At 56.7% G+C, this 23,119-nt stretch carries 19 protein-coding genes; 12 read left to right on the top strand and 7 right to left on the bottom strand.

Annotation, left to right across the window (positions count from 1 at the left end; translation table 11 throughout):
• Positions 1 to 291: 291 nt before the first annotated feature.
• Genes iolG through iolB form a run of 8 tightly spaced genes read left to right on the top strand, consistent with a single transcriptional unit; the run spans position 292 to position 9,676 of the window.
• Positions 292 to 1,278, top strand: coding sequence for an inositol 2-dehydrogenase (gene iolG, locus ACS603_RS06640; protein ID WP_182062006.1), 987 nt, complete (start codon positions 292 to 294; stop codon positions 1,276 to 1,278).
• A 31-nt stretch (positions 1,279 to 1,309) separates the two neighbouring features.
• Positions 1,310 to 2,239, top strand: a complete 930-nt coding sequence (locus tag ACS603_RS06645; RefSeq protein WP_014071315.1) for a sugar ABC transporter substrate-binding protein — start codon at positions 1,310 to 1,312, stop codon at positions 2,237 to 2,239.
• Positions 2,240 to 2,293: 54 nt separating this feature from the next.
• Positions 2,294 to 3,841: a sugar ABC transporter ATP-binding protein gene (locus ACS603_RS06650; RefSeq protein WP_182062005.1), complete on the top strand. Its 1,548-nt coding sequence runs from the start codon at positions 2,294 to 2,296 to the stop codon at positions 3,839 to 3,841.
• A gap of 11 nt (positions 3,842 to 3,852) precedes the next feature.
• Positions 3,853 to 4,881: an ABC transporter permease gene (locus tag ACS603_RS06655; protein WP_028014045.1), complete on the top strand. Its 1,029-nt coding sequence runs from the start codon at positions 3,853 to 3,855 to the stop codon at positions 4,879 to 4,881.
• A gap of 8 nt (positions 4,882 to 4,889) precedes the next feature.
• Positions 4,890 to 6,023 carry a Gfo/Idh/MocA family protein gene (locus tag ACS603_RS06660; RefSeq protein WP_474944042.1) on the top strand — a complete coding sequence of 378 codons (1,134 nt, stop codon included), beginning with the start codon at positions 4,890 to 4,892 and terminating at the stop codon, positions 6,021 to 6,023.
• A gap of 12 nt (positions 6,024 to 6,035) precedes the next feature.
• Positions 6,036 to 7,940: a bifunctional 5-dehydro-2-deoxygluconokinase/5-dehydro-2-deoxyphosphogluconate aldolase gene (locus ACS603_RS06665; RefSeq protein ID WP_315686433.1), complete on the top strand. Its 1,905-nt coding sequence runs from the start codon at positions 6,036 to 6,038 to the stop codon at positions 7,938 to 7,940.
• Positions 7,941 to 7,951: 11 nt separating this feature from the next.
• Positions 7,952 to 8,842, top strand: a complete 891-nt coding sequence (iolE, locus tag ACS603_RS06670; RefSeq protein ID WP_315686432.1) for a myo-inosose-2 dehydratase — start codon at positions 7,952 to 7,954, stop codon at positions 8,840 to 8,842.
• Between the two features lie 9 nt (positions 8,843 to 8,851).
• Positions 8,852 to 9,676 (top strand): 5-deoxy-glucuronate isomerase, encoded by an 825-nt coding sequence (gene iolB, locus ACS603_RS06675; RefSeq protein WP_474943981.1) that lies wholly within the window; start codon positions 8,852 to 8,854, stop codon positions 9,674 to 9,676.
• On the opposite strand, the gene ACS603_RS06680 is transcribed toward iolB, so the two are convergent.
• Positions 9,642 to 10,856, bottom strand: coding sequence for an MFS transporter (locus tag ACS603_RS06680; protein WP_474943982.1), 1,215 nt, complete (start codon positions 10,854 to 10,856; stop codon positions 9,642 to 9,644). The genes iolB and ACS603_RS06680 overlap by 35 nt on opposite strands.
• Before the next feature lie 115 nt (positions 10,857 to 10,971).
• Here ACS603_RS06680 and ACS603_RS06685 point away from each other — a divergent pair, with 115 nt between their 5' ends.
• The gene (locus ACS603_RS06685; protein ID WP_474943983.1) at positions 10,972 to 11,415 is read left to right on the top strand and encodes a winged helix-turn-helix transcriptional regulator; all 444 of its coding nucleotides are present in this window, start codon (positions 10,972 to 10,974) and stop codon (positions 11,413 to 11,415) included.
• Between the two features lie 56 nt (positions 11,416 to 11,471).
• On the opposite strand, the gene ACS603_RS06690 is transcribed toward ACS603_RS06685, so the two are convergent.
• Positions 11,472 to 12,701: an MFS transporter gene (locus tag ACS603_RS06690; protein WP_474943984.1), complete on the bottom strand. Its 1,230-nt coding sequence runs from the start codon at positions 12,699 to 12,701 to the stop codon at positions 11,472 to 11,474.
• 97 nt (positions 12,702 to 12,798) lie between these two features.
• Between ACS603_RS06690 and ACS603_RS06695 the strand changes: the two genes are divergently transcribed.
• Complete coding sequence (locus ACS603_RS06695; protein WP_474943985.1) at positions 12,799 to 13,689, top strand: LysR family transcriptional regulator; 891 nt, start codon at positions 12,799 to 12,801, stop codon at positions 13,687 to 13,689.
• Here ACS603_RS06695 and ACS603_RS06700 read toward each other — a convergent pair.
• Complete coding sequence (locus ACS603_RS06700; protein WP_182061997.1) at positions 13,686 to 13,874, bottom strand: YfgG family protein; 189 nt, start codon at positions 13,872 to 13,874, stop codon at positions 13,686 to 13,688. The genes ACS603_RS06695 and ACS603_RS06700 overlap by 4 nt on opposite strands.
• A 353-nt stretch (positions 13,875 to 14,227) precedes the next feature.
• Between ACS603_RS06700 and ACS603_RS06705 the strand changes: the two genes are divergently transcribed.
• Positions 14,228 to 16,468: an EAL domain-containing protein gene (locus tag ACS603_RS06705; RefSeq protein ID WP_315686426.1), complete on the top strand. Its 2,241-nt coding sequence runs from the start codon at positions 14,228 to 14,230 to the stop codon at positions 16,466 to 16,468.
• A gap of 4 nt (positions 16,469 to 16,472) precedes the next feature.
• Here ACS603_RS06705 and ppx read toward each other — a convergent pair whose 3' ends face one another.
• From ppx to purM, 4 genes are all read right to left on the bottom strand, one after another.
• Positions 16,473 to 18,020 (bottom strand): exopolyphosphatase, encoded by a 1,548-nt coding sequence (gene ppx, locus ACS603_RS06710; protein WP_474943986.1) that lies wholly within the window; start codon positions 18,018 to 18,020, stop codon positions 16,473 to 16,475.
• 3 nt (positions 18,021 to 18,023) lie between these two features.
• On the bottom strand, positions 18,024 to 20,084 hold the full coding sequence (gene ppk1 / locus ACS603_RS06715; RefSeq protein WP_182061994.1) for a polyphosphate kinase 1: 2,061 nt from the start codon (positions 20,082 to 20,084) through the stop codon (positions 18,024 to 18,026).
• 205 nt (positions 20,085 to 20,289) lie between these two features.
• Positions 20,290 to 20,931 (bottom strand): phosphoribosylglycinamide formyltransferase, encoded by a 642-nt coding sequence (purN, locus tag ACS603_RS06720; protein WP_474943987.1) that lies wholly within the window; start codon positions 20,929 to 20,931, stop codon positions 20,290 to 20,292.
• Entirely contained in the window at positions 20,928 to 21,965 is a 1,038-nt protein-coding gene (gene purM / locus ACS603_RS06725) for a phosphoribosylformylglycinamidine cyclo-ligase (protein ID WP_182061991.1), read from the bottom strand. The genes purN and purM overlap by 4 nt, the downstream gene beginning before the upstream one ends.
• 259 nt (positions 21,966 to 22,224) lie before the next feature.
• Here purM and bglK point away from each other — a divergent pair, with 259 nt between their 5' ends.
• The gene (gene bglK, locus ACS603_RS06730; protein ID WP_446493706.1) at positions 22,225 to 23,118 is read left to right on the top strand and encodes a beta-glucoside kinase BglK; all 894 of its coding nucleotides are present in this window, start codon (positions 22,225 to 22,227) and stop codon (positions 23,116 to 23,118) included.
• Position 23,119: the final 1 nt, after the last annotated feature.

The following is a 23,119-nucleotide window of genomic DNA, read 5'->3' on the forward strand; positions in this document are numbered from 1 at the left end:
CCCCAAAGGGGAGAGGGGATGGTTCGGTGCGGCCTTTTCTCCCTGGCCCACTTGGGGAGAGGGGACGGCTTGGGGCTGTCTTTTCTCCCTCGCCCCTTTGGGGAGAGGGCCGGGGTGAGGGGAAGATGTCCTCCCTTCTATGTTGTGAGATTGATAACAGAATTTATCTCATTCATCTCAAAAGTGTTAACTCGCACTCAAAAATATAATTTTCACTATTTATAAAAATGAAATAAATGTTTTATTTATAGGGTCGTTAGTTCACAGCATTCACCAACACCGGGAGCCGTTATGTTTAACATTGCTTTACTGGGCGCTGGCCGAATTGGCCAGGTACATGCAGCTAACATCGCCAGCCACAGCGCGACCACGCTCTGGTCCGTGGTTGACCCTAATCAGGAATTTGCCACTCGCCTCGCGACGCAGTATCAGGCCCGCCAGCAGAGCCTTGACGAAGCGATGACCGACCCTAACGTTCACGCCGTGCTGATCGCCTCCGCGACCGATACTCACGCTGACCTGATTGAAATGGCCGCCCGCCACGGCAAAGCCATTTTCTGTGAAAAGCCGGTACACCTTGACCTCGCCCGCGTGCGCGACTGCCTGAAAGTGGTCAAAGAGTACGACGTGCCGTTGTTCATCGGCTTTAACCGTCGCTTTGACCCGCAGTTCCGCCGTGTGAAAACCGACGTCCAGGCCGGGCGCATCGGCAAACCGGAATCACTGCTGATTATCTCACGCGATCCGTCTCCGCCACCTGCGGAGTACGTGCGCGTCTCCGGCGGTATGTTCCGCGATATGACCATTCACGACTTTGATATGGCGCGCTTCATCATGGGTGAAGAGCCGGTGTCGGTATATGCCCAGGGCAGCAACCTGGTGGATCCGGCGATTGGCGAGGCGGGGGATATTGATACTGCGTTTATCGTTCTGAAATATGCTTCCGGCGCGATGGCCACCATTGTTAACAGCCGCCGCTCCTCTTATGGCTATGACCAGCGCCTTGAACTGCACGGCTCCGAAGGGCTGCTGTGCGCAGGCAACATTCTTGAAAACCAGGTGCAGCACTTCGGCAAACAGGGCTGCACCAGTGCGCTGCCGGAACACTTCTTCCTGCAACGCTACAAATCCGCTTACGCCGCGGAATGGGAACACTTTGTTGCGGTTCTGCGCGGCGAAGCGGTGCCTGATTGCAGCGGCGATGATGGTGAACGTGCGCTGTACCTTGCGGATAAAGCGCTGGAATCGCTGCGTAGCCAGCGCGAGATCGTCCTCTAAACACAACAACCCTACACAGAGAGACATAATAATGAAAAAACTGATCTTAGCCGCCCTCATCGCCATGACGTCCGGGGCCGCTCTCGCCGAAAACGAGCAAATTGTTTTCAGTACGCCGAACCTGGCCATGCCGTTTGAAGTTCACATGCAGCGCACGGCGGTGAAAGCCGCAAAAGAGATGGGCGTGAAGCTTCAGGTGCTGGACGGGCAGGGCAGCTCACCGAAACAGGTGGCTGACCTGGAAAACGCCATCACTCGTGGGGCGCAAGGTTTTATCGTCTCCCCGAACGATGTGAACGCGGTCTCCAGTGCGGTGGATGAAATTCAGGATGCGAAGCTGCCGGTCGTCACCCTTGACCGCTCCGTCGATAGCCAGAAAAAAGTGCCGCACTTTGGCGCCAACAACTACAAAGGCGGCCAGGCGATTGGTGACTTCGTCAAAACCAAATTCCCCAACGGCGCGGACATTATCCTGCTCACCGGTCAGCCAGGCTCTTCCTCCAATATTGAACGCACCAAAGGGATCCGCGACAGCCTGAAGGCGGGCGGGGATAAGTACAAGATCGTCGCCGATCAGACCGGAAACTGGATGCGTTCAGAAGGGATGCGCATCGTTGAAAGCGTTCTGCCTTCACTGCCGAAACGTCCGCAGGTGATCCTCTCTGCCAACGACGATATGGCGCTGGGGGCGATTGAAGCCTTGCAAAGCCAGGGCGTGAAACCGGGCGAAATTCTGGTCACTGGTTTTGATGCCGTTCCTGAGGCGCTGGCCCGCGTGCGAGACGGCTGGCTGGCGGTAACGGCGGATCAGCGTCCGGGCTTTGCGGTGCAGACGGCGATGAGCCAGCTGGTGGCCAGCGTGCGTGAGAAGAAAGCCATCACTGGTGCGGATTACCCGCCGACGCTTATCACCAAAGAGAACCTGCAACAGGCTGAGCGTATCGGCGAAGCTGGCAATTGATATGTCCGCAGCCGCCGCGTAAGCGGCGGCTCACTCTAAAGGAGGAGCAGACTGATGTCGCAACCCTTACTGAAAGTGACCGACCTGGCCAAAAGCTTTTCCGGCGTCTGGGCGCTGAGCAGCGCTCAACTGACCGTCGGCAGCGGAGAAATTCACGCCCTGCTGGGGGAAAACGGGGCAGGAAAATCCACGCTGCTGAAAGCGCTCGCGGGCGCGCAGCCGCAAACGCGCGGCGATATCTGGTTCAACGGTGAAACGCTGCCGGTGGACGACTCCCCGGTGGTGCGGCAGAACAAGGGCATTATCACCATCTATCAGGAATTTAACCTGCTGCCCAATATGACCGTTGCAGAAAACATGTTTCTTGGGCGCGAGCCGCGCAGGCGTAGCCTGATCGTTGACGAAAAGGCGGTTAATCAGGAGGCGCAGGTCATTCTCGATTACCTGCAGCTGAACGTCGCCCCAACCACGCCTGTCGCCCGTTTGAGCGTGGCCCAGCAGCAGATGGTGGAGATCGCCCGGGCGCTGACCCTGAACGCCAGGTTAATCATTATGGACGAACCTTCCGCCGCGCTGAGCGACAGCGAGGTGGAAAGCCTGCACCGCGTGGTGCGTGAGCTTAAAAACCGTGGTGTGAGCATTATTTATGTCACCCACCGTCTGCATGAAGTTTTCCAGCTTTGCGATCGCTTCACCGTTTTCCAGGATGGCCGTTTCACCGGCACCGGCGCAGTGGCTGAGACCAACGTTGAACAGCTGATCCGCCTGATGGTCGGGCGCGACGTGGCCTTTAATCGCCGTCCGGCCAGCGAAACCCATCATGAAGATAAACCCGTCCGCCTGGCAGTGAAGGGGCTGAGCCGCGAAAAGCCGCCGCTGGATCCGCACGGCATCGCCCTGCATGACATCAGCTTCCACGTCCACGCCGGGGAAGTCTTAGGCATTGCCGGGCTGGTGGGCGCAGGGCGCACCGAAGTGGCGCGCTGCCTGTTTGGCGCAGACGCCTTTACCTCGGGGAGCTTTGAGCTGGACGGCGTGCCGTACCAGCCGCGCGACCCGCTTTATGCCCTCGATCAGGGCGTGGCGCTGGTACCGGAAGACCGCAAAAAAGAGGGGGCGGTGCTGGGGCTGTCGATTCGCGACAATCTGTCGCTCTCCTGCCTCTCCTCGCTTCTGCAGTGGCGCTGGTTCGTGAACACCCGCAAAGAGGACGACCTGATTGAGTCCTACCGCAAAGCGCTGCAGATAAAAATGGTCAACAGCGAGCAGGAAGTGCGCAAGCTCTCCGGCGGCAACCAGCAAAAAGTGATCCTCGCGCGCTGCATGGCGCTCAACCCGCGGGTGCTGATCGTCGATGAACCGACGCGCGGCATCGACGTGGGGACCAAATCAGAAGTGCACCAGGTGCTGTTTGATATGGCGAAAAAGGGCGTGGCGGTGATCGTGATCTCCTCCGATCTGCCTGAAGTGATGGCGGTGTCTGACCGGATCATCACGCTCAGTGAAGGCCGGGTGACCGGCGAGATCCACGGCGACGACGCTAACGAAGAACGGCTGATGACGATGATGGCCATCAACCACAACGCCCTGAACGCGGCATAACGGAGTTTCTCATGACGCAGATGATTTCTAAAACACAGGCCCCGGTCAAACGCGCCGGACGCATCGATCCCATCGCCTTCTTCGAGCGCTTCGGGGTGCTGATTTTCATGATCCTGCTGCTGATTTTCTTCCAGTCGCAGAACAGCAATTTTTTCTCTGAACGCAACATTTTCAACATTCTGACCGAAGTCTCTATCTACGGAATCATGGCCGTGGGGATGACCTTCGTCATCCTGACTGCCGGGATCGACCTTTCCGTGGGATCCATTCTGGCAGTGTGCGCCATGACCGCGGCGTACGTGATTAAGGGCGACAACTTCACCACCGTCGACCCGAACGCCTGGGGCGGCATGAGCTGGCTGATTGGGTTGGGGATTTGTCTGGCAATGGGCACGGCGATTGGCTTCCTGCACGGTCTGGGCGTGACTCGCCTGCGCCTGCCGCCGTTCATCGTGACCCTCGGCGGGATGACCATCTGGCGCGGCCTCACGCTGGTGATTAACGATGGCGCGCCGATTGCCGGTTTCGATCCTGGCTACCGCTGGTGGGGACGCGGGGAGCTGCTCGGCATCTCCATTCCTATCTGGATCTTCGCCATCGTTGCTGTCGGCGGCTATCTGGCGCTGCACAAAACCCGCTGGGGCCGCTTCGTCTACGCCATTGGCGGTAACCCGGAGGCGGCGCGCCTGGCGGGGGTGAACGTGAAGCGCGTGCTGGTCAGCGTGTATGTGTTGATTGGCTGTCTGGCGGGGCTGGCGGGCTTCATTCTGAGCGCGCGTCTGGGGAGCGCCGAGGCAGTCGCCGGGATCTCCTTTGAGCTGCGCGTCATCGCTTCGGTGGTGATTGGCGGCACCTCGTTGATGGGCGGTTACGGGCGCATTGGCGGCACCATTATCGGCTCCATCATCATGGGTATTCTGATTAACGGCCTGGTGCTGATGAACGTCTCGGCCTACTACCAGCAAATTATCACTGGATTAATTATCGTTCTGGCGGTGGCGTTTGATACCTACGCCAAAAGCCGTCGCGGCGCACTGTGAGGATCATGATGAAAGAGGTTCGTATTGGATTGATTGGCACCGGGTATATCGGCAAGGCACATGCCATCGCCTATGCCCAGGCCCCGACGGTATTCAACCTGCGCGGCAAGCTGGTGCGCGAGATGGTGGCCGAAGTGAACCCGACGCTGGCGGCAGAGCGGGCGCAGGCGTTTGGCTTCAACCGTTCAACCGGGGACTGGCGGGCGCTGGTGGCCGACCCGGCCATTGACGTGGTGGATATTTGTTCGCCTAACCATCTGCATAAAGAGATGGCGCTGGAGGCGATCCGTCACGGCAAGCACGTCTACTCGGAGAAGCCGCTGGCGCTGAACGCCCACGACGCGCGCGAGATGGTCGACGCCGCGAAGCGGGCAGGGGTGAAAACGCTGGTGGGGTTCAACTACATGAAAAACCCGACGGCGCAGCTGGCAAAAGAGATTATTGCGCGCGGCGAGATTGGCGAGGTGATCCACTTCTACGGCACCCACAACGAAGATTATATGGCCGACCCGCTTTCTCCGATCCACTGGCACTGCTTTAAAGAGACCGCCGGACTAGGGGTACTGGGCGATCTGGCTGCGCATATCGTCAATATGGCGCAGTACCTGGTGGGGGAGATTGAGCAGGTCTGCGGCGACCTGAAGATCGTGGTCCCGGAACGCCCTGCAAAGGCCGGATCGTCGGACATGATTACTGTCGAAAACGAGGATCAGGCCCACGCGATGGTGCGATTTGCGGGTGGGGCGCAGGGGGTTATTGAAACCTCCCGCGTCGCCTGCGGCCGCAAGATGGGGCTGTCGTACGTCATCACCGGGACCAAAGGCGCTATCAGTTTCACCCAGGAGCGCATGGCTGAGCTGAAGCTCTATCTGCATGACGATCCGGTGAACCGCCAGGGGTTCCGCACGCTGCTCGTTGGCCCGTCACACCCGGACTACGCCGCGTTCTGCATGGGCGCGGGCCATGGTATTGGCTTTAACGATCAAAAAACGGTGGAGGTGCGCGACCTGGTAGACGGGATTGCCGCCGACGCGCCGATGTGGCCGGACTTCGAAGAGGGCTGGAAAGTGTCTCGCGTGCTGGACGCGATTGCACTCTCGCATCTACAGGGCCGCTGGCTGAACGTGAACGACATTGTCTGATGAGGTATCAACGTGGAAAAGCAGTTTGATGTGATATGCATGGGCCGCGTGGCGGTAGACCTCTACAGTCAGCAGATTGGTGCCCGCCTGGAGGATGTGTCAAGCTTCGCCAAATATCTCGGCGGATCGTCCGGCAACGTGGCGTACGGCACCGCGCGTCAGGGTTTACGTTCGTCGATGCTGGCGCGCGTGGGTGATGAACATATGGGCCGCTTCCTGCGCGAAGAGCTCAACCAGGTGGGCTGCGATACCAGCCATCTGATAACCGATAAAGACCGCCTCACGGCGCTGGTGTTACTCGGCATTAAAGACCGGGACACTTTTCCTCTGATTTTTTATCGCGATAACTGCGCGGATATGGCGATTACCGCCAGCGATGTGGATGAAAGCTACATTGCCTCTGCACGTTGTCTTGCCATCACCGGGACTCACCTTTCTCACCCACAGACCCGCGAGGCGGTGCTAACGGCGCTGGGCTATGCCCGCCGTCACGGCGTTCGCACGGTGCTGGACATCGACTACCGTCCGGTGCTGTGGGGGCTGACCGCCTTAGGCGATGGCGAAACGCGCTTTATCGCCGCCGATAAGGTCACCCGCGAATTGCAGGAGGTGCTGCACCTCTTCGACGTCATTGTCGGCACCGAAGAGGAGTTCCACATTGCGGGCGGCAGCACGGATACCCTACAGGCGCTGGGGCAGGTGCGTGGTGTGAGTCAGGCCACGCTGGTCTGCAAACGTGGTGCGCTTGGCTGTTCGGTCTATACCGACGCCATTCCGCCACGGCTGGACGACGGCCTGACGGTGACCGGCGTGCGCGTGGAGGTGCTGAACGTCCTCGGCGCGGGGGATGCGTTTATGTCCGGTCTGCTGCGCGGCTACCTGAACGACGAGGGCTGGGAGCAGGCGTGTCGCTATGCCAACGCCTGCGGCGCGCTGGTGGTCTCGCGCCACGGTTGCGCCCCGGCGATGCCGAGCAAAATTGAACTGGATGATTATCTTTCCCGCGCCGCCCTCGTTCCGCGCCCGGATCTTGACCCGCGTCTTAACCATCTCCATCGCGTCACGACCCGCCGCCGCGAATGGCCGGAGTTGTGCGTGATGGCCTTCGACCACCGCAGCCAGCTGGAAGATATGGCAATGCAGTGCGGTGCGTCGCTCAAGCGCATTTCGGCGCTGAAACAGCTGATCCTGCAAGCCAGCCGTGAGGCGGCGAGCCGCGCCGGGCTGGAGGGCAAAGCTGGTCTGCTGTGCGACGGCACCTTTGGTCAGGACGCGCTGAACGCGATAACCGGCGAAGGGTGGTGGATTGGCCGCCCTATAGAGCTGCCGGGCTCCCGGCCGCTGGAGATGGAGCACGGCAACATCGGCACCCAGCTTATCAGCTGGCCGCAGGAACACGTGGTGAAGTGCCTGGTCTTCTTCCACCCGGAAGACGCCCACGGCCTGCGCCTGGAGCAGGAGCAGAAAATCGCCGAGGTGTACCACGCCTGCTGTCAGTCCGGGCATGAGCTGCTGCTGGAGGTGATATTGCCCGCGACCATGCCGCGCAGTGACGAACTTTACCTGCGTGCTATCTCCCGTTTCTACAACCTGGGCATTTACCCCGACTGGTGGAAACTGCCGCCGCTCTCAGCCGAGGGCTGGACGGCATTGAGCGAAATCATCGAACGTCGCGACCCGCACTGCCGTGGGGTGGTGATCCTGGGTCTGGACGCCCCGGCAGAACAGCTGCGCGCTGACTTCAAAGCGGCCTCGGGGCAGGCGCTGGTCAAAGGCTTCGCCGTGGGACGCACGCTGTTTGGCGATGCCTCGCGCGCATGGCTGAAACACGATATTGACGATGCGCAGCTTGTGACGCGTATTCGGGACAACTACCTGCAGCTTATCGCCTGGTGGCGCGAGCGCGGACACGCATAATGGAGACGACAATGAGTGTACAACTGGGCATTAACCCGCTGACGTGGACGAACGACGATCTGCCTTCACTCGGCGCGGAGACGTCGCTGGATACTTGCCTGAGCGAAGGTAAAGAGGCCGGTTTCGCCGGTTTTGAACTGGGCAATAAATTCCCGCGCGAAGCGCGTCTGCTCGGCCCCATCTTGCAGCGCCATGACCTGCAACTGGTCTCCGGCTGGTATTCTGGCCGCCTGCTGGAGCGCAGCGTGGAGGAGGAGATCGCCGCCGTGCAGCCGCACCTGACGCTGCTGCGCGAACTGGGCGCGAAGGTGCTGGTCTTTGCGGAAGTGAGCGGCTGCATTCACGGCGAGCAGCAGACCCCGGTGCATTTGCGCCCGCGTTTCCCGCAGGAGCGCTGGAAAGAGTATGGCGAGAAACTCACCGAATTTGCCCGCTATACGCAGCAGCAGGGAGTGCAGATTGCCTACCATCACCATATGGGTACGGTGATTGAGTCCGCTGACGACGTGGACAACCTGATGACCCACACCGGCGACGCGGTGGGGTTACTGCTGGATACCGGGCATCTGACCTTTGCCGGGGCCGATCCGCTGGCGGTGGCGCAGCGCTGGGCGTCGCGTATCAACCACGTTCATTGCAAAGACGTGCGTGCCGACGTACTGGCTGACGTGAAAAACCGTAAAACCAGCTTCCTCGATGCGGTGCTGAGCGGCGTGTTTACCGTGCCGGGCGACGGCTGCGTGGATTACCCGCCGATCATGCGGCTGCTGAAAGCGCAGGACTATCACGGCTGGCTGGTGGTGGAGGCCGAACAGGATCCGGCGATAGCCCATCCGCTGACCTACGCCCGTCTGGGGTATAACAATCTGAGCCGCCTGGCGCGCGATGCCGGACTTATTTGAGGAGGTGACATGTCACGTCTGTTATCACGCTGGCAGCAGCCGAACGGCGAGGGGCGCACCCAGTCGGTCACGCCGGAAAGCGCAGGTTGGGGGTATGTCGGCTTTGAGGTGTATGAACTACAGGAGGGGCAGCAGCTGACGCTGTCCGCCGTGAGCGAAGAGCGCTGTCTGGTGCTGGTGGCCGGACGCGCTTCCATCAGCACGCCTTCCGCGCAGTTTAACGACATCGGTGAGCGGATGAGCCCGTTCGAACGCATCAAGCCGTGGTCGGTTTACGTCACCCCGCAGGAGACGGTGCAGGTGAAGGCGCTGACAAAACTGGAGCTGGCGGTCTGCGCCGCTCCCGGCAAAGGCACGTACCCTACGCGGCTAATTGCCCCGCAGGATATCGACGGCGAAGCGCGCGGCAAGGGTAATAACCAGCGCTACGTGCATAATATTCTTCCGGAAGACAAACAGGCCGACAGCCTGCTGGTGGTGGAGGTCTGGACCAACGAAGGTTGTACCAGCTCGTACCCGAGCCATAAGCACGACACGGATAATCCGCCGAACGAAACCTATCTTGAGGAGACGTACTATCACCGTCTGAACCCGGAGCAGGGGTTTTGTATGCAGCGCGTTTACACCGACGACAGAACGCTGGATGAGTGTATGGCGGTCTACAACCGTGATGTGGTCATGGTGCCGAAGGGCTATCACCCGGTGGCGACGATGGCCGGGTATGACAGCTATTACCTCAACGTGATGGCCGGGCCGGTGCGAAAATGGATGTTCACCTGGGAAGACGATCACGCGTGGATTAATCGCGATTATCCCGCTGAGAGTGGGCGCTGAAGCGGGTTAACCACCAGAACACCAGCGCCAGCAGGCTGACCGAGGCGCCAAGCAGGCAGACGCCCGGCCAGCCAGCAAAGGCATACATCATCGTCGTGCCGAGCGCGCCGAGTCCACTGCCGACGGCATAAAACAGCATGTAAAGGCCGACCAGCCGGCTGTGCGCCTCGGGACGAGTGCGAAAAATCATGCTCTGGTTGGTGACGTGCAGTGCCTGTCCGCCCAAATCGAGCAGGATAATGCCGATAAGCAGGATCCCGAGTGAACGGTCCATAAGCGACAACGGCCACCATGCCAACAGCAGAATCACCAGTGCCGCCGCGCTGGTGCGTTGAGCATAGCCCCGATCGGCCCATCGTCCTGCCCGGCCAGCCGCCAGTGCCCCCACCGCGCCAGCCAGTCCAAACGCACCAATCGCGGCATGCGAGAAGCTAAAGGGCGGGGCGCTCAGCGGCAGCACCAGCGCGCTCCAGAAAATGTTGAACGACGCAAACATCAGCAGCGCCAGCACGCCGCGTATCTGCAGGATTTTTTCCTGGCGCAGCAGTGTCAGCATTGAGCCCATCAGGCGCGGATAGCTTATCCTGGCAGAGACGGCTGGCAGAGCGGGAAGCCTCCACCACAGTGGTAATGCAATGATGAGCATCAGCGCGGCGGCACACAGATAGACCCCACGCCAGCCAGCGATATCGCTGATGCCGCCAGCAAAGACGCGCGCGAGCAACAGACCCATGAACACGCCCCCCTGCGCCGCACCGACAACACGCCCTTGTTCATGCGGCGACGCGGCGCTGGCGGCATAGGCAATCAGCCCTTGCGTCATTGCCGTACCCAGCATGCCGGTCGCAAGCATACCTGCGAGCAGGGCGGAGGAGGTCTGCGCCATGCTGACGTAAAACAGCGCGACTACCAGCCCCACCAGTTGTATTGCCATTAGTCGCCGGCGATCAACGTTGTCACCCAAAGGAACCACAAGCAACAGAGCCAGTGCGCAGCCCATTTGCGTCGCGGTCACCACGCCACCCACCGCCGCATGGCTGATACCGAAATCGTTCGCCAGCGCATCAAGCAAAGGCTGTGCGTAATAGACGTTAGCCACGCTTAAACCACTGGCGATGGCGAACAGCCAGACCATGCTGCGCGGCATATCGGCTGAAAGAGGGGCTGATGTCAGTGACATATTTACTATTCCTCGCCTGAGTTAACCTGGTTTTAAAATGAAACTGGTTGAATGCTAGGTTATGTGGTTTTAAAATGCAACTGGTTATGGCTGGCCTTTGTGAGGAAAAAACGAGATGTCCCAAAAGACGGTTAAACAGGAATATTGTCCCGTTGCCCGCAGCGTCGAGGCGATCGGGGATCGCTGGTCGCTGCTTATTGTGCGTAATGCGTTTGACGGCATGACGCGCTTCGGGGATTTTCAGCGGAGCCTCGGAGTGGCGCGCAACATTCTTTCTGACCGGCTTCGCAAGCTGGTTGATGCGGACATCCTGACGTTACAGGGGGCATCAGACGGCACGGCGTATCAGGAATATGTGCTGACCGATAAAGGTGAGAGTCTTTTTCCCGTGGTCGTGGCACTGCGTCAGTGGGGAGAACAGCATCTTTTTGCGCAGGGCGAGCGCCACTCGCTGCTGGTCGACAGGCGGACGGGCAAGCCGGTTCCCTTTATGGCGCCAGCAGCGCAGGACGGCACTGCTCTGCTGCCGGGGGATACGAAAGTGCAGAAAGTCAAATGAGCCGCCTTTTCAGCAAACCATCGGTTCTGAATGATGTCGGACACAGATAACCGTATTTATGTATCAGAGAGATTTGCCGGAGGTGCCGTTTTGTACCCGTTAGTCAGCGTGGCGCGCTGGATACAGTGTGATGCAGTTAGCCTGCCGGGAAGACGGACAATCGCTATCGCCAGCCCGGCAATCACCAGCGTCAGGCCCGCTGAGACCCACATTGCGCCGACAATCCCCAGCGTTTTATTCAGCCACGCATAGGCAAACGGCGACGCCGCCGCCATCAGTTGACCGGGAATAAGCAGTATACCGGTGCGGGCGGCATAGCTTTCGGGACTAAACAGTTCCAGCGGCAGGGTGGCTTTGACGAGGGTGACCAGCCCGTTTATCGCACCGTATCCCAGCACGAACCCGGCGGCGCACCAGACAAAAAGGGCGCTGCTTAACCCGACGAGAAAGCAGATCGGCATAGCGATCGCGGTGAAAAGGGTCAGATTGAACGGCGTTATGCGGGTGCCCGCCATCACTTCCATCGCGCGCGCGCCGGTCTGGCCGAATCCCCACAGCATGCCAACGGCCACCGGCAGCCCAAAGTGGGTGATAAACTCTGGCAGGTGGGTGGACGTTCCGTTAGAGACGAAGGTGATAAGGGCAATAAAGACAGCATAAAGCCAGCCGTTACGCCGCTCGTTATTCAGCGGCGGCGCGCTGACCTTTGTCGTCACCGTCAGCCGCTGCCGGGGAAGCGTACGTATCAGTGCCGCGCTCAGCAGACCAAAGAGGGCATAGACGCGCAGCACGTCCTGCCAGCCCATGACGTGAAGCAGGCCATCACCCAGCGGCCAGAAGATGGCTGAGGCCAGCCCGCCCGCCAGCGTGACGCGCGAGATGGTTCTTCGCGCCTGCTGCCCGTACAGGTTCACCAGCGCGGCGAACAGCGCATCGTACAGCGACAGGCGCATCCCGACGCCGGTGACCAGCCAGGCACAGTACCAGCCAAAAAGCGTCTGGGTATACGCCATCCCCGCGCAGCTTATGGCGATCAGTAACGTGCCGCCCATCACCACTTTCTGACCGCCAAAGCGTGCCAGCAGGCGGGCGACGAACGGAGAAACCGCCGCCATCACCAGCATCGCCAGCGTCAGGCCGAGGTAAATCTGTGGTGATGACCAACCCCGGTCAGCTGAAATCGATCGCGCAAGGGTGCCGGGCATATAAAACGAAATTCCCCAGTTGATGAGTTGATTGCATCCCGCCGTCAGGGCGAGTCGGCGAGGCAGGGCAGGTGTTTCCATTATTTTTCATTCCGTTATGCAGTTGTCCTCAGCATAACGGGCGCGGTATTGTGCAGGCAGGCTCGCGACCTTATGACCTGTATAAGAGAAACTTTGAATGACGACGCTAAATCTGGGCAATCTGGCGACTTTTCGCCTGGTGGTACAGCGGGGCAGCTTTTCCGCCGCTGCGGATGTGCTTGGTATTTCTCAGCCTGCGGTTAGTCTGCAAATCCGCCAGCTAGAGCAATTTCTCCAGACGCGATTAATTGAGCGCACTGGGCGCGGCATTAAAGCCACTGCAGCCGGGCTGGCGTTGTTAAGCCACGGGGAGCGTATCGAACAAGTGGTGGATGAGGCTATTCGTTCCGTCAGCGAGTTTAACCGCGAGGTGAGCGGCACAATCACGCTCGGGACTGGGGCAACGGCCTGTATCCATCTTTTGCCTCCGCTGTTGCAGCAGCTACGAAACGACTACCCGTTGTTAAAGGTGGGCGTCACCACCGGGAATACGCTCGATATTGTGCGCGCGATTGAAGAAAATCGTCTGGACGTGGGGCTGGTCACGCTGCCTGTCAGCGGGCGCGCGCTGGATGTTATGCCGGTGATGAACGAAGAGTTCGTCTTTATTGTTTCTCAGGAGCAGCCCGACGCGTGGCATTTGCTGACGCCAGAGGTTCTGCACGCTCAGCCCCTGATTGCTTTCGAATCGGGAAGCGGTACACGCGCGTTGATTGACAGCTGGTTTGAGGCCTGCGGGATCGCGATAGCGCCGGTCATGCAGCTCGGAAGCATCGAGGCTATCAAACGTATGGTGCGTGCAGGGCTTGGATACAGCATCGTGCCGCGAATGGCGGTGGAAAACCCAGCCGATTGCGAAGGGTTAAGCGTGCATTCGCTGACGCCGGTTTTGCAGCGCCAACTGGCTGTAGTGATGCGCCAGGATAAAATCCTGAGCAAAGGGATCTCTGCCATTATACGGATGCTGCAAAATAAGCCGCTGGTTTAGCGTTCGGAAGTATAGACGGACAGACTGGTTTGCTGAGATTGCATTTTATCCTGATGGTGATACCAGGCGCCGATGGAAGAATAAACAAAGCGGCCAAAGAAAAAGAGAAAACTGATAAGCAGTATGATGCGGGTCATCCGAGTGTTAAATCGATGTCGTTTGTGCATACGCGTGGCCTGACTCACTGTGTTTATCCTGGGCATACCCTTTTGGGCGATACGGATATTAAGGCACAGTGGGAAGAGGGGGTCAATTCTGGAATGTGTAAAAAACCGTCAACGTTTACATTAACTAATGTTATTAAACATGGTTTATGCATTTACCGCTTTGATAAAATAAATAAAATGAGTTCCGAATTTCGTAAGAAAGCATTATTCGAATAAATTAGTTTGATTTAAGTCAACGGATTCCCTGAGCCTCGAACTAAAATCCATCCTCCAATATGCTCGCGCAGAAATTGACTGGCGGGCATCTTCGTCAGGTTGGATGCCTGTCTTAATTTACCCACAGGATCGAATGGGTTTTTAATCGGGCATCTATGAACATTCTCATCTTCCTGAAAAACAACAAAGATCGCTGGTGGGCGCTTCCGCTAATTTTACCCAGCATCTTGTTGCCGTTGCTCAGTGTGGTGAACACCTTTTCGCAACTGGGCGATGGACTGGCTGCGCTCTATTATCTTCCCCTCTTTTTCCTGCTTGCCATGATGTTGTTTTTTGGCCTGGCGGCGATCCCCGGGGTTATTCTGGCGCTGTTTTTCCGCTACTACCCTTCGGTCGGGTTGTTTGAAACCGGCGCAGGTATTCTGCATTTTATCGTCCCGCTGGTGCTCAGTTGGGGGGGCTATCGCGTGTTTACCCCCAGACGTAATATGACAGCATACGGGGATGTGCGTCTGATGGCGCAGCGCATTTTCTGGCAGGTCTTTTGCCCGGCGACGCTGTTTCTGTCGCTGTTTCAGTTCGCGGTGTATCTGGGGGTGTATGAAAGCCGTCAGAGCATGGCAGGCCTGAATCCCCTGAATATCCGAACGCTTATCAATTATCAGGCGCTGCTGGTCAGCGGGCTGACGGGCGTACCGTTGAGCTATCTGTTGATTCGCCTTATCCGTAACCCGCGCTACATCAAAGCGTTGATCTCTCAGGTACGTGCGCAGATAGATAAGAAAGTCAGCGTCATGGAGTTCCTGATCTGGGCTGCGATGTTAGGTGGCTTGCTCTCTTTGTTGTTGCTCCCGATGAACGAAAACAGCTCCATCTTCAGTACCAACTACACCTTATCGCTGCTGATGCCGGTAATGCTCTGGGGCGCAATGCGGTTTGGCTATAAGCTGATGTCGATTATCTGGACGCCGGTACTGCTGGTAACCATTCACTACTATTACCGCTACATTCCGCTGCATCAGGGATATGACGTGCAGCTGGCAATTACTTCGTCCAGTTATCTGGTCTTTTCGTTTGTGGTGACTTACATGTCCATGCTGGCAACACGCCAGCGGGCTATTAATATCCGCTCGCGCAGGCTGGCGCTACTCGACCCGGTGGTGCATATGCCAAACCTGCGGGCGTTGTCGCGCGATTTGGCCAAAAATCCGTGGTCGGCGCTTTGTTTGTTGCGTATCCCTGAACTTGAAGTATTAGGGCGTAACTATGGCGTGCTGTTGCGTATTCAGTACAAACAAAAGCTGGCGGAATGGATTAATGGCACGCTCCAGCCCAATGAACGGGTCTACCATCTTACCGGCTACGATCTGGCCGTGCGTCTGAATACCGAGTCGCACCAGCAGCGCATCGACACGCTGGATGAGCATATTAAACAGTTCCGGTTCATCTGGGATGGAATGCCGTTGCAGCCCCAGGTGGGGGTCAGTTACTGTTTTGTCCGGTCGCCGGTTAATCATCTCTATCTCGTTCTGGGTGAGTTGGGGGTCATTGCTGACCTGTCGCTGTCAACCAACCATCCTGAAAATCTTCAGCAGCGCGGCGCCGTGAATTTACAGCGGGATCTGAAGGGCAAAGTGGCCATGATGAATCGCCTACAGCGTGCGCTGGAGCAGGATGAATTTACCCTGATGGTCCAGCCAGTGCGGGGACTGCGTGGTGATCATTACCATGAAGTGTTGCTGAGGATGCCCGATGAACGGGGTGAGCTCATCTCACCTGATCTGTTCCTGCCGGTGGCTCAGGAGTTTGGCTTGTCGTCGCGCGTTGATTTGTGGGTACTGGAACGTACGCTGCGTTTTCTTACTGAGCATCGCGACAAACTACCAGGCAAGCGTTTTGCCATTAATCTGGCGCCGTCGACGGTGTGCCGCGCGCAACTGCCGCTGGAGGTCAGCCGCCTGCTGAGAAAGTACAGTGTTGAAGCCTGGCAGTTAGTGTTTGAAATCACTGAAAGCAGCTGCTTCGGCAATTCGCCGCTGGCGGCGCACACTCTCAGGCAGTTACAGCAGATGGGCGTGCGCATTGCCATTGATGACTTTGGTACGGGATATGCCAGCTATGCGCGTCTGAAAAGCGTCGATGCCGATATTCTGAAGATTGATGGCAGCTTTATTCGCAATATTGTGAGCAACAGTCTGGATTATCAGATTGTGGCGTCAATTTGCCATCTGGCCCGGATGAAGAAAATGCTGGTGGTGGCGGAATATGTGGAAAGCGAAGAGATACGTAGCGCTGTGCACGCGCTAGGTATCGATTATGTTCAGGGATATCTGATAGGTAAACCGGTGGCGCTGGAATCATTACTCGAAGAGGAGGCGCCCTGTGAGGGCGCCTGAATCATTAGGCCGCAACGTTCGCGTCGGGCGAGTTCTCTTCTTCAATTTTAAGTAGCCAGCCGGTCACCGCTTCCCAGTACTGTTGCTCGCGTTCCAAATCCAGCAGCACCAGCGCATTCTGGCTAAACCAGTCATGCGGGAAGCTCAGCGTCCAGTGATGATCGTCCGTTTTCAGACGTAACGTTGGCGGCGTGGTGGTCGCCTGACGCTGGTTATTCAGCAGCACGCTTAAACGCAGTAGCTGAATCAACGGCAGGAACTGCTTTTTCTTAAACAGCGTAAAGCGCGGCAGCTCATCAAGCTTAATGGCTTTGCGATGGTAACGCACAAGCGTCGCCATCATGGTCTGTTGTTCCTGGTTGAAACCAGGTAAATCACTGTTTTGCAGAATATAAGCAGAATGGCGATGCATTCCGCTGTGGTTAATATTCAGACCCACTTCGTGCAGCATGGCGGCCCATTTCAGCAGCGCGGCCAGCTGCGGGTGCGCAAGCTTAGGATTCTGCTCTTGCCACTGGTCATACATTTGGGTCGTGGTATCCAGCACGCGTTTGGCCTGTTCACGGTCAATGTTGTACTGGTTGGCCAGGCTTTGTGCCGTGCGGCTGCGGATATCCTGATGACGGAAGCGGCCTTCCATTTCATACAGAACACCTTCACGCAGCGCGCCATCGGAAAGACGCAGCTCCTTAATGGCCAGCGCATCAAACACGCCGCACAGGATAGCAAGGCCCGGCACAAACACCGCTTTTCGCTCTTCAGAAAGCCCCGGCAGGCTTAGTGCATTAAAGCTTTTATGCTTGAGCACCTCTTCGGTGAGCATTGTCAGGCGTTCCGGGGTAATAAAACCGTCTTTTTCACCCAAAGCCAGCAGCACTTCGTGCGCCGCTTTAATGCTGCCGGATGCCCCGAGTGCAACGTTCCAGCCCTGAATGCGATACTGCCAGGAAAGCGTTTCCAGCTTTTGAATAGCTGCCATGCGCGCACGCTGGAAGTTTTCGCGGGTGATTGCCCCACCAGGGAAGTAGAGCTGCGCGAAGCTGACACACCCCATGCGGCGGCTTTCCACCAGGCGGGGTTCAAAGTCTTCGCCAATCACCAGCTCCGTCGAGCCGCCGCCGATATCAATCACCAGCTTGCGGCCTTTTTCGGGCTGCGTGTGCTCTACGCCCATAAAAATCAGACGTGCTTCTTCGTTACCCGAGATGATTTCAATCGGGTAGGGGATCACTTTTTCAGCACGCTTGAGAAATTCCGGCGCATTCAGCGCCTGGCGCAAGGTATGTGTTCCCACAATACAAACGCTGGACGGAGAAAAGCCTTGCAGGCGTTCAGCGAACAGAGACAGGCAGTTTAGGCCGCGCTCTATCGCTTCTTCGCTGAGCATACTTCTCTCATCCAGACCGTCCGCCAGATGTACACGCTGCTTCAGACGACCGATTATCTGCAACGCGCCATCCACCTCACGGGCGATGACCATGTGGAAACTGTTAGAGCCAAGATCGACCGCGGCAAATTCCTGCGGTCGTGGGGTCTGATCATTTATCGGCATAGGTTAATCGGGTTGCTCGAGTGATTTGATATAGTCGTAAATCGCCAGCTGTGACCGCACTTTGCGGCGATTGCCGCGCGGCACATAGCGGTTACTGAGTTCTTTATCGATATGGCGTGCTTTCACCGTATCGCTAAACAAAATCTCGATAATGTCGAGGATCTGCTGCTTCAGTCGAGGATCAAGCAGCGGAGCCGCTACTTCAATTCTGTAATCAATATTGCGTGTCATCCAGTCCGCAGATGAAAGATAAACTTGTTTATCTCCCGCATTATCGAAAATGTAGATCCTGTCGTGTTCCAGATAGCGGTCAACGATGCTGATTACGCGGATATTTTCGCTAATGCCTTCCAGTTCCGGGATCAGGGAACACATGCCGCGAATGAGCAGATTGACCGGTACGCCCGAGCTGGACGCAGCGTAAAGTCTGTCAACCAGTCCTTTATCCACCAGGTTGTTAAGCTTCAGCGTGATGCCGGAAGACAACCCTTTTTGCGCATTGGCGATCTCTTTGTCGATCATCTCGTACAGCAGGCGGCGCGAGTTCTGCGGCGACACCAGCAGATAATCGAAGCTGACCGGACGGTACGGGTTCTCAATGAAGTTAAACACCCGGCGCACTTCGTTGGTGATGCGCGCATCGGCGGTCAGTAGCGAGTAGTCGGTATAAATGCGAGCGGTCTTCTCGTTAAAGTTACCGGTACCGATATGGGCATAACGCACCACGTCGTCACCCTCTTTACGGGAAACAAGGAACAGCTTGGCGTGAATTTTCAGGCCTGGAGCCGAGAAGATAACGTGCACACCCGCTTCTGTCAGACGACGAGCCCAGTGAATGTTGGCTTCTTCGTCGAAACGCGCCTGCAACTCAACGACCACGCTCACTTTCTTGCCGTTGTGCGCGGCATGGATCATGGCATCGATGATGCGTGAATCTTTGGCCACGCGGTAGATGTTGATCTTGATGGCCAGTACGTTCGGGTCGAAAGAGGCCTGGCGCAGCAGTTCCAGCACGTGTTCAAACGTGTGGTACGGGTAGTAAAGCAGCACATCGCGTTCGCGGATGGCATCGAATCCGTTACGGAATTTATCGAACCAGATATGGCGTAAACGCGGCAGCGGTTTGTTGACCAGGTTGGCTTTGCCGACGTTCGGGAAGCCAATAAAGTCTTTAAAGTTGTGGTAGCGACCACCTGGTACGATGGAGTCATAGCGGGAAATCGTCAGTTTTTCGCGCAGCATTTCAACCATGGCATCTGGCATGTCACGCTGATAAACGAAGCGCACCGGCTCTGCCGTCAGACGCTGTTTCAGGCTGGATGACATCAGCTCCATCAGGCTGGCTTCCATCTCGTGCACCAGGTCATATTCGGCGTCACGGGTCATCTTCATGGAATAAGCGTTTAACGCATCGTAATCGAAGAAGCCTTTGAAGATATCATCCAGGCAATAACGCAGAATGTTGTCGAGCAGGATCATCGGTTTGCGTCGGCGCGGCGTTTCCGGCGGCAGGTTCACAAAACGTGGTACCTTATCAGACGGGATTTCCAGCAGCGCGTAGCGAATAGATTCACCGCGAATGATCTCAACCGCCAGATAGGTGTAATCATCCTTCAGGAACTGTACCAGGTCAGTTTCGCGGTTAATCAGAATCGGGGTAATGTGCTGGCGCAGATACTGCTTGAAGTAGTGACGTAACCAGTTTTGCTGGTTGACGGAGAGCTGGCGTTCATTAATCAGGAAGATTTGGTTGCGTGCCATTTCCAGCAGCAGTTCGTTGTACAGACCGTCAAATTCCTGATCGGCTTTCAACACGCGGGCCTGGATTTTGCCAAGCAGATGCCGCGAGTGCGAGTTTAAGCCTTGCTCCTCACTGATGATGATTCGGCGCTTCAGCTCTGCAAAGCGAACTTTATAGAATTCATCCAGGTTGTTGGAATAAATACCCAAAAAACGCATACGCTCAATCAGCGGGTTACCTTTATCTGCCGCTTCCTGAAGGACACGCTCGTTGAATGCTAACCAGCTCAGCTCTTTCTCGATATATAACTTTTCCTGACCCATTACAGCTCACACTCCAGTTCAATCACAGGACGTGGTAAATCCGTCTCGTCCTTATTATGGCGAGCATTTCCACGATATGTCCAACAGTGCCAGAAAAGTATGACAGTTATTTTTTTTCTGGGGGATTTTAGAGGCTTGGGGGAAGGGAATATCGGGTAATGCAATGTGTAGGTCGGGTAAGCGCAGTGCCACCCGACATAACAAACTACTCGTCAGCCGCATAACCTTGTGCAGGAAGCTGAACGCCGTCCAGCCAGGCCGTGCCGTCGCGCATCTTCAGACGCCCGTCAACAAACCAGCTCACCACCAGCGGGTAAATAGCGTGTTCCTGCGCCTGCACGCGCTCAGTGACATCTTCTTCGGTGTCGCCGTCAAATACCGGAACCTTCGCCTGTAAAATAACAGGCCCGCCGTCGAGTTCGTCGGTGACGAAGTGTACGGATGTCCCATGCTCTTCATCGCCATTTTCCAGCACCTGGCGATGAGTATGCAGGCCTGGGTATTTAGGCAGAAGAGAAGGGTGGATATTGAGCAGACGCCCGGAATAGTGGGAAACAAACGCCGGGCTGAGAATACGCATATAACCTGCCAGCACCACAACATCCGGCGCATAAGCGTCTATTTCTTGCACCAGTTCGCGGTCAAAGGCTTCACGCCCTGAGAACTGGCTGGCTTCCAGCGCGTGCGCCGGGATATTTGCATCGCGGGCACGCTCAAGGCCGAATGCATCGGCCTTGTTGCTGAAAACTGCACGTATGGTGCCATTTATCTTCTTCTGTTTGCAGGCGTCAATGACCGCCTGCAAATTGCTTCCGTTACCGGAAATGAGCACCACGATGTTTTTCATTCAATGACCACACGCTGTTCGGAATCAGATGCTTTGATGATACCGATTTTCCACGCGTTTTCACCTTTCTCATTCAGAAGCGTAATGGCCTTATCAGCTTCGCTTGCAGGCAGTGCGATGACCATGCCCACGCCGCAGTTGAAGGTACGATACATTTCATGAGAGCTGACGTTTCCTGCGGTTTGCAGCCAGTTAAATACGGACGGCCACTGCCAGGAGGATTCGTCGATCACGGCCTGGGTATTATCCGGCAGTACGCGCGGAATGTTTTCCCAGAAGCCGCCACCGGTCAGGTGGGCAATCGCGTGAACGTCGACGTTCTCGATAAGCTCCAGCACGTTTTTCACGTAGATGCGGGTAGGTGCCAGCAGGTGATCGGCCAGAGGTTTGCCATCCAGTTCAGTGGTCAGTGGGTCAGAACCGCTGACTTCAAGGATTTTTCGCACCAGAGAATAACCGTTGGAATGCGGGCCGCTGGAAGCCAGCGCAACCAGCACATCGCCGTCAGCCACTTTACTGCCGTCGATAATTTCTGATTTTTCTACCACGCCGACGCAGAAACCGGCGACGTCATAATCTTCACCGTGATACATACCCGGCATTTCAGCCGTTTCGCCACCAACCAGGGAACAGCCGGATTGCAGGCAGCCTTCGGCAATGCCGTTAATCACGCTGGCTGCGGTATCCACATCCAGTTTGCCGGTTGCGTAGTAGTCAAGGAAGAACAGCGGCTCTGCGCCCTGAACCACCAGGTCGTTTACACACATCGCCACCAGATCGATACCGATCGTGTCATGACGTTTAAGATCCATCGCCAGGCGCAGTTTCGTACCCACACCGTCAGTACCCGAGACCAGAACAGGTTCACGATATTTTTGCGGCAGCGCGCACAGTGCGCCGAATCCACCCAGACCACCCATCACTTCCGGGCGGCGGGTTTTTTTCACCACACCTTTGATTCGGTCAACCAGCGCATTACCTGCGTCAATATCAACACCGGCATCTTTGTAGCTGAGAGAAGTTTTGTTGGTCACGGCTTAAATCCCCACGCGATTGCATAGCTAGTAAGAAAAATCGGCGCAATTCTAACAGTCCAGGCAAACGTTTGCGAGCCTATTCTGCAACAGAAATGTGCACAGGGATTTTTTTAGCGCTGTGGTGATTGTTCACGCTCAAACTTGACTCTGTTCACGAAAATGAAACCGGTTTCGGGAAGTTGCTTGCAAGCGGTTTGTTGAATGAACATCATGAAACTGAAACCGGTTTCAGTTTCATTCAGGAGGGATGAACGTCATGAACATTGCCGCATTCGACATTGGTGGCACCGCATTAAAAATGGGCATCGTAACCACGCAGGGCGAGCTGTTGCACAGGGATAAAGCCGCTATTAAGAACAGCGACGGTGATGCCATTCTTTCAGAAATGCTGCAATGGGTGGCGTTACACCCGGACCTTGAGGGTATTGCCATCAGCGCGCCGGGCTACGTCAATCCCCATACCGGTTATATCGAAATGGGCGGGGCGATTCGCCGCTTCGATAACTTTGCGATGCAGGAGTGGCTGAGCGCGCAAACGGGTTTACCGGTCACCGTTGAAAATGACGCTAACTGTGTGCTTCTGGCCGAACGCTGGCAGGGGAAAGCGGCCGGTACTGATAATTTTCTGGTGCTGACCATCGGCACCGGGATAGGCGGCGCGATTTTCTGCAACGGCAAGCTGGTTCACGGCGCGCGTTTTCGTGCCGGGGAATTCGGCTACATGCTTACCGAGCGCGCAGACTCCAGAAAAGTCGCCCGTCACTCCATGAATGAAAACTGCACCCTGCGTACGCTTCGCAAGCGCTATGCCGACTATCACGGTCAGGGGCTTGATGATGTCACGGGGGAGACCATTTTTGATGGTTACGATGCGGGCGATGTGGTTTGCCGTCGTCTGGTCGATGACTTTCTTAACGGCATTGCGACAGGGCTTTACAACCTGGCAAATGTCTTCGATCCACAAACCATTTTTATCGGCGGCGGTATCGCAGAACGCCCAGGGTTCATGGATTTACTTCGCACGCATCTTACGTGGTTTGGCATCGCAGATATTGCCGATGTCGTGAGCCACGGCAACAGCGCCGGCCTGATTGGCGCGGTTTACCATTTCAGACAGCAGTATCCGTCAGCAATCAGCAACATCGAATGAG

It is taken from the genome of Enterobacter sp. Li2LvB3, assembly GCF_056156645.1.